This window comes from Moritella sp. (assembly GCF_033791185.1).
Classification (GTDB): Bacteria; Pseudomonadota; Gammaproteobacteria; order Enterobacterales; family Moritellaceae; genus Moritella.
Window position 1 is genome coordinate 1 of record NZ_JASJHF010000211.1, and the last position, 7,457, is coordinate 7,457.

A 7,457-nucleotide genomic window follows, 5' to 3' on the forward strand; every position below is an offset into this window, starting at 1 on the left:
GATTCAGGCTGGCGCAGTAGACCCTGCAGCAAACGTGACCTGTACTTTCGCGATGGGCGACCAGAACCTGGTTGACTACCTTAAAACGGCTGACAACTTAATAATTAATCCGTGTGATGAGGTGAACAACCCTTACCTTGTTGCTCAACATGACAACTTTACATCTGTAAATACATGTATTGCCGTTGACTTAACAGGTCAAGTCACAGCTGAAGGAATGGGCTATCGTCAAGTATCAGGCACAGGTGGCGCCGTTGATTTCGCGCGTGCAGCGCGTATCTCCAAAAATGGTAAAGCCATTATCGCCGTAAAATCAGCCAATAGAGACAAAAACAACAACCTTATCTCTAATATTATGGTTGGTTTCCCTGAAGGAACACCAACAACTTACCTGCGCTCAGATATCGATTACATTGCCACGGAATATGGTGTAGTTCGTCTCCGTAATCAATCTTATGAAAAACGAGCAGAGTTATTAATCAGCATCGCTCACCCTGAGCTTCGTGATGGTTTAAGAGAAGAAGCAATCAGCAAAGGATTGATTCATAAGCATCAATCAGAACCACAATTACACGTAGCCTGATAGCGAACACAACAATAAACATTAAGTAATAGCGACCAAGGGGTGAACGCCCCTTAAATTTAAATTTATCAATAGGAACTTATCATGCTGTTCAATGGAACTCACTTTAAGCTTACTTGTAATACACAAAATATTGCTATATTAGATTTTTTCTCCCCAGCACGTTTAGTATCACAAGCTGCTGTCAGCGAATTACATCAGGTACTGGATCAATTATTAGCAGTAGAGAATATTAACGGTTTAGTGCTAACCACAAGTACTGACAACTTTGCCTTCGGTGCTAACATCAATGAGTTCATGCCGCTCTTTAGCGGTGGTGCAGACGAATTCTTAGCTTATACTCACGCCGCTTATAACAAGCTTGAAGACCTGCCTTTTCCAACCGTGTGTATTGTTACCGGTCACTGCTATGGGGGAGGAGCAGAATTAGCCCTAACCACTGATTATCGTATTGGCACACCCAATATCTCGGTTGGTTTTCCTGAAGTTAAAATAGGCATTCTTCCAGCAATGGGTGGTACAACCCGCATGCCTCGTTTAGTCGGCTTGGATACCGCATTATCTTGGTTAACCTCAGGTCGAAACTTTAAGGCTAAACAAGCGCTAAAAGATGGTTTCATTAGCGGTATTGTTGAACAAGATCATGCCATGACGGCTGCGCTCAATTTAATTAACAGCTGTAACAAAGAAGAAGTTAATTATTTAGCCGAAAGAACGCGTAAAAAGTCTGCGCTGCCCTTAAGTAATTATGAACTGCAGATGTCACTGAGTATGGCAAAAGGGATGATTTTCAAGGCTGCAGGTCCAAATTATCCAGCCCCTATGACCATAGTTAATATTATTGAGCAGTCAGCAACACAATCCCGCGACCAAGCTCTCAGCAACGAGATTACAGGTGTCATTGAAAAGTTAATTAATACTGGTCATTCAGCCGCTATGTGCCACGTATACTTAGCCGACCTTGCCGTAAAGAGTAAAGCCAAAAAAATCGCCGGAACTAAAATACAGGAATGTGCCGTTATCGGGGCTGGTATCATGGGCGGCGGTATCGCCTATACCAATGCAGCTAAAGGCATTCGCACACCAATGAAAGATATTAATCAGTCTGGATTAGATCTGGGTTTAAGTACCGCGGTGAGCTTATTAGAAAAACCCGTTAAACGCGGTAAAATCACCTTTAAACAAGCCGCAACTTCACTCAACAATATTATACCGACACTGAGCAGTGCAACATTAGCGAATGCGGATATGGTCATTGAAGCCGTGGTTGAAAATCCAGTAGTCAAAGCAAATGTATTGAAAGAATGTGAAAAATCCATTGCTGCCGACGCAGTCATGGCATCAAATACATCAACAATCAGCATTACTCAGTTAGCCTCTCATCTAACTAGACCTGAAAAATTTATCGGTATTCATTTCTTCAATCCGGTCAATAAAATGCCTTTGGTTGAAGTCATCCGAGGTAAAAAAACTAACGATGATACCGTTTCAAAAGCAGTGGCTTATGTGAATCAAATAGGCAAAACAGCTATCGTTGTTAACGACTGTGCTGGTTTCTTCGTGAATCGCATACTTACGCCTTATATGCGTGCTTATTCAAATCTTATTGCCGCGGGTGTAAATCCATTAAGCATCGAAAAAGCAATGAAGAAATATGGCATGCCAATGGGACCAGCGGAACTTATCGATGTCGTCGGTATTGATACTTCTAGCCATGTTCTTGAAATCATGTCGCAAAACTATGCGCACATGCCATTGCCAGAAAACAATATTATAAAAACATTATTAGATAATGACTGTTTAGGTCAGAAAAATGGTGCTGGTTTTTACCTATGGTCTAAAGATCGCCGTGGTCGCACTGTAAAAACATGGAATCAAGATGTCTTTTCACTCTTTGACATTACCGCCACATTAGAACTGACTGAAGACAGTATCATCAATGCATTAATATTACCGATGATGTTTGAGGCTCAACGCGCTCTAGACGAAGGTATTATCAGCTCGAAACAGGAAGCTGATATCGCGATGATCTACGGAACTGGCTTCCCGGCATTCCGAGGTGGATTATGCTACGCCATGGATAACATCGATACTAACCAACTACACCAAACGGCAATTGATCTTGCCGCGACACTCGCCGATACGGTTACTTACACGATCCCTGACACAGACGCTTAATTGGAGATATTAATAATGAAAAAAGTAGTTATCGTAGATTTTGTACGCACCCCAATGGGCCGTTCAAAAAATGGTGTATTCCGTCACCTTCGTGCAGATAAAATGAGTGCCCATCTGGTTCATGCTCTAATGCTACGTAATCCACAATTAAACCCGTCGTCAGTTGAAGATCTGATTTGGGGTTGTGTACAACAAACCAAAGAACAAGGTGGTAATCTCGCCAAGATTGTGGCTTTGCAAGCTGGTCTTCCTGTTGAAGTAACAGGCACGACGATTAACCGACTCTGCGGGTCATCAATGGATGCACTGCATATTGCAGCACGTCAGATCAAGTCAGGTGACGGTGATGTATTCATTGTAGGTGGCGTTGAACACATGGGACACGTTCCAATGACTCACGGGATTGATTTTGGCGGAGCCTCTGACTACGTAATGGCTCAAGCTTCTGCGGCAATGGGCGTGACAGCCGAGGCACTGGCAAAATTACATAATATTTCTCGCCACGATCAAGATGCGCTAGGAGTGCGTTCTCATCAACTCAGTCTTCAAGCACAACAAAATGGTCTGTTTGCAACCCAAATAATCGCCACTCCCGGTCACGATGAAACAGGTGCACCAATCATGGTCACTACCGATGAAGTGATCCGTGAGGATGCTAGTATTGAGGCATTTTCCAAACTGCGTCCTTGCTTTGACCCGTCACCAGCAGGAACCGTGACACCGGCAACATCTTCGGCACTGTCAGACGGCGCGTCGGCCTTGTTGGTTATGAGTGAAGAAAAAGCCAAAGCACTTGGTCTTCCGATTCGTGCAGAGATTGTCGCAATGGCAACAGCCGGAGTCCCCGCCGCTATTATGGGCATTGGACCGGTACCTGCAACAAAGAAAGTACTGCAACGCGCAGGTTTAGATCTCAGTCAAATTGATAAATTCGAATTGAATGAAGCCTTTGCCGCACAAGCCATTAGTTGCATTAAAGAACTTGACCTCACTGAGCGTATGGATGATATCAATATGCACGGTGGCGCGATTGCGTTGGGTCATCCATTAGGGTGCTCAGGCTCTCGTATTGTCGGTAGTGTTATCAATGTATTAGAACAACACGGTGGTAATTATGGCTTAGCCACTATGTGTATCGGCTTCGGTCAAGGTATCGCGACTATCGTAAAAAAATACCCGCATTAAAAGGGGTGTAAAGTTCATCACTAGAAAATAAAAATGGGCTACATGAAGTAGCCCATTTTTTACACTAAAAAACACAATCACCATACATATTTCGCCATTAACTTGCCTCGCTTAGCCAAAAAATCAAAAGCAGATCCGGACCAATTTTTTAAATTTTCGTTTAGATAAAATGCACCTAGTTAACAACTAATCACAATAGAAACGCTTGTAATACGCGTCAACGATTAGTGAGTCCCTCTATCAATCTCTACAACAAAGGCAAAGGCAAATTTAAAATGAAAAAAATACTACTTGCAACTATTTTAGGCTCATTGCTATCAACCTCAGTCATCGCATCCGAAGAAGTCAAAGATGTTGACCCATCGAATTTAACCCGAGTCACCACATCAGCTGCGATCGTATTTGGTACTGCTGGCGCAGCAAAAGGACAACTCACCGCCTCTGGAGCCTATGATAGTGGCGCCGCTTACCAAGGACGTTTAGAAACAACTATCGACCCTGACGGTAAATATGCCGGAGCCCGTGCACAGTGGTTTCAAGCCTACGACTCCAATATAAACTGGATGCCTAAAGCTGGTTTCTCAATAGATGTCATTAATCAAGATAGCAATGGCGTTAATATGACGACCGGCGCTGTTGGCGGCATCGTAATGCTACCAACGCCTATTTCAGGTGTAGTTACATTTCCACAAATTGCCGCCGTTGCAGGTAACATAGAATTAGACGCTACCGGTAAAAATTATGCTGTTTACGGCGGAATGGGCGCAGTTCATGTCTCGGCAAAATTAGGGAATAGCGGAGCCTATATGTTGTTATGGCCTGAGTATACCAATGTATCCGGTGATGGCATCGATCTGGAATCACTAAAATACTCCATTGCTTTGGGTATGCCATTAACAAAAGATAAAGCTTGGTGGACACAGTTAGTGTTAGAGCATACCAGCAGTGACATGAGTTTGGATAACCAAACCCTATCAGACTCGACAGACAAAACAGCCTGGTTATTTATCCGAACTTATTTCTAATCGCATCGATTAGAAATAATATACATTAAATACCGCAATGAACGGGGTCGACTAAACTCAAAGAACCCGTTCATTACCTAGGTCGTTATCATGCAAAATGAAAAACATCCTCTCACCCTCGAATTCCCAGAACACGCTATTGATATTGCCAAGCTAAAAAGTGATGATCCCGACTTTGCCGCACTCGCCAAAGAATATCACAAACTCGATCATCATATTTATGGTCTTGAAGCCAGCGACATTCCCACCACAGACAGTAATTTTGTTGCCCTAAAAAGCCGTCGCGTAGCCTTAAAAGATCAGATTTATCAAAAACTAATTAATGGTGATTTTTAATTTTCCCACTTCCATTTAGCCATAAAAGCCTTACACTGAAGTTATTAGTACAAGGCATTAAAGGAATATGGCATGACCGAAGAAAATAACCCAGATAAGCATCAACAAAAGATGCAGAAAATTCAAGATACCGTCGCTAAACGCGTCCATAAAGCCACTGAAGAACGTGGTATTTTGATCGTGATGACTGGTAACGGTAAAGGTAAAACCTGCGCAGGTTTTGGTAATGTGATTCGTTGTATTGGTCATGGCTTTAATGCTGGAGTTGTGCAATTTATCAAAGGTACATGGGCCGCGGGTGAAGTTAAATTTATCCAGCAAGTGCGTCCAGACATGCCTTATCACGCCATGAAAACTGGCTTCACTTGGGATACTCAAGATAAAGCAGCCGACATTGCGGCAGCAGAACAAGCCTGGGATCATGCCAAAGCGATGTTAGCCAATCCAGATCTGAAAATGGTGTTATTAGACGAACTGACATACATGCTCAGTTACCAGTATTTAGATCTAGAAGAAGTATTAAGCGCGATCCGCAACCGTCCAACGGATCAAACAGTAATAGTCACCGGTCGCAGCGCCCACAAAGATCTCGTGGCAATGGCAGACACGGTAAGTGAAGTAAGAGAAGAAAAACACGCATTTCGCTCAGGCATTAAAGCTCAAATAGGGATTGACTGGTAATGGATGAATTATCGCTACATGAAACTCGCGTATTAGGCGCATTAATTGAAAAAGAACATACCACGCCAGACAATTACCCACTGTCGTTAAACTCGTTAACGTCCGCGTGTAATCAAAAAAGCAGTCGTGAACCGGTACTCTCACTAAGCCAAGATGAAGTCCAAAACATTGTCGATGACTTAGTCAAAAAACACTTAGTAATAAATGATGAAAACGGCGGTAAACGCAGTGCTAAAATTCGTCATCGTTTTGGTAATACTGAATTTAGTAAAATTCGCTTTAACCCACAACAATTAGCCATTCTGACCCTGTTATTTTTACGTGGACCACAAACCCCCGGTGAACTAAGAACCCGTTCTGCGCGCCAGCATGCGTTTAATGATGTGCAAGAAGTTGAAGTGGCCTTAGAGCAACTGATTAATCATGAGTTACATCCATTTGTGGTAAAACTCAACCGCGAACCAGGACAAAGCGCTTGCCGCTATGCCCACTTATTCAGTGGACCAGTAGCTTCGACACCTAGCGTCACAGATAGCTCTGCACTGACTAGAAATAACAGTGCCGATGAAAATAATGCATTAGCAAATCGCGTTGATGAGCTCGAACAACAAGTCGCGACACTCAAAGCACAGTTAACAGAGTTACAAGAAACCGTGTTAGCATTAATTGACTAGTACTGTTAGGGAGTCAAACGTGTGACTCCCTACTTCTCTTATCTACCATAAACTATGTAAATAGCGGTGCAGTGATAATTAATTGATCGCTAATTCTTTCGCTAAATAGTCTACCAACATACGTACTTTCGGCGACAGATGACGATTTTGCGGATATAACGCCCACACAGCATCATCCGGTTCGCGGTAGTTTGGCAGCAGTTCAATCAGTTGACCTTGGTTAATATATTCCTGCACATAATAATCGGGCAGTTGCACAATACCGACACCTTTCAACGCCGCATCCACTAATACCGGACCACTGTTACAGCTAAAGTTACCTTTTACGCGAATATTACGGGCTTTGCCTTTTTCCTGAAAACGCCAATAATCTAATGTGCCTGATAAGCAATTATGACGGTCTAATTCTGACAAAGTGTGCGGCGCGCCAAAGGCACTTAAGTATTCAGGTGCAGCGCAAACATATTGCTTACGGACCGCTAAACGTTTACCAATCATGGAGGAATCACCTAATTGACCCAAGCGGATCGCTAAATCAAAACCTTCATCGACTAAATCTATTTGTTGATTCGATAACACTAATTGCACTTCTAATTCAGGGTACTGAGTCACAAAGTCATTCACTAGCGGGGCCACACTGCGTTCGCCATACGTAATTGGCGCAGTTATTTTTAACTTACCTTTTGGCGTGCTTTGTAAATTACTGATGGCACGTTCCGCATCGGCTAAACCATCCATTACCTGACGACAATGCTGATAGTAAATACCACCCACTTCGGTTACAGATACTTTACG

Annotated in this window: 8 protein-coding genes; 7 read left to right on the top strand and 1 reads right to left on the bottom strand. The window is 43.0% G+C overall.

The genetic code is table 11. From position 1 onward, the window contains the following. The 7 genes from QNK26_RS12535 to QNK26_RS12565 all read left to right on the top strand — a co-directional run. The coding region (locus tag QNK26_RS12535; protein WP_319223394.1) for an acetyl-CoA hydrolase/transferase C-terminal domain-containing protein at nucleotides 1-583 on the top strand (583 nt) is incomplete at its 5' end. 84 nt (nucleotides 584-667) lie between these two features. After that, nucleotides 668-2,761 carry a 3-hydroxyacyl-CoA dehydrogenase NAD-binding domain-containing protein gene (locus QNK26_RS12540; RefSeq protein ID WP_319223396.1) on the top strand — a complete coding sequence of 698 codons (2,094 nt, stop codon included), beginning with the start codon at nucleotides 668-670 and terminating at the stop codon, nucleotides 2,759-2,761. A gap of 15 nt (nucleotides 2,762-2,776) precedes the next feature. Beyond that, a complete protein-coding gene (gene fadA, locus QNK26_RS12545; protein WP_319223397.1) occupies nucleotides 2,777-3,946 on the top strand; it encodes an acetyl-CoA C-acyltransferase FadA in 1,170 nt (389 codons plus the stop codon). 275 nt (nucleotides 3,947-4,221) lie between these two features. Beyond that, a complete protein-coding gene (locus QNK26_RS12550) occupies nucleotides 4,222-4,971 on the top strand; it encodes a hypothetical protein (RefSeq protein WP_319223399.1) in 750 nt (249 codons plus the stop codon). A gap of 90 nt (nucleotides 4,972-5,061) precedes the next feature. Continuing rightward, nucleotides 5,062-5,307 (top strand): YdcH family protein, encoded by a 246-nt coding sequence (locus tag QNK26_RS12555; RefSeq protein ID WP_319223401.1) that lies wholly within the window; start codon nucleotides 5,062-5,064, stop codon nucleotides 5,305-5,307. Nucleotides 5,308-5,379: 72 nt separating this feature from the next. After that, nucleotides 5,380-5,988 carry a cob(I)yrinic acid a,c-diamide adenosyltransferase gene (gene cobO, locus QNK26_RS12560; RefSeq protein ID WP_319223404.1) on the top strand — a complete coding sequence of 203 codons (609 nt, stop codon included), beginning with the start codon at nucleotides 5,380-5,382 and terminating at the stop codon, nucleotides 5,986-5,988. Further along, a complete protein-coding gene (locus tag QNK26_RS12565) occupies nucleotides 5,988-6,662 on the top strand; it encodes a YceH family protein (RefSeq protein WP_319223407.1) in 675 nt (224 codons plus the stop codon). Before cobO ends, QNK26_RS12565 begins: the two co-directional genes overlap by 1 nt. Before the next feature lie 78 nt (nucleotides 6,663-6,740). On the opposite strand, the gene QNK26_RS12570 is transcribed toward QNK26_RS12565, so the two are convergent. After that, a partial coding sequence (locus QNK26_RS12570; RefSeq protein ID WP_319223408.1) for a LysR substrate-binding domain-containing protein occupies nucleotides 6,741-7,457 on the bottom strand: 717 nt, incomplete at its 5' end.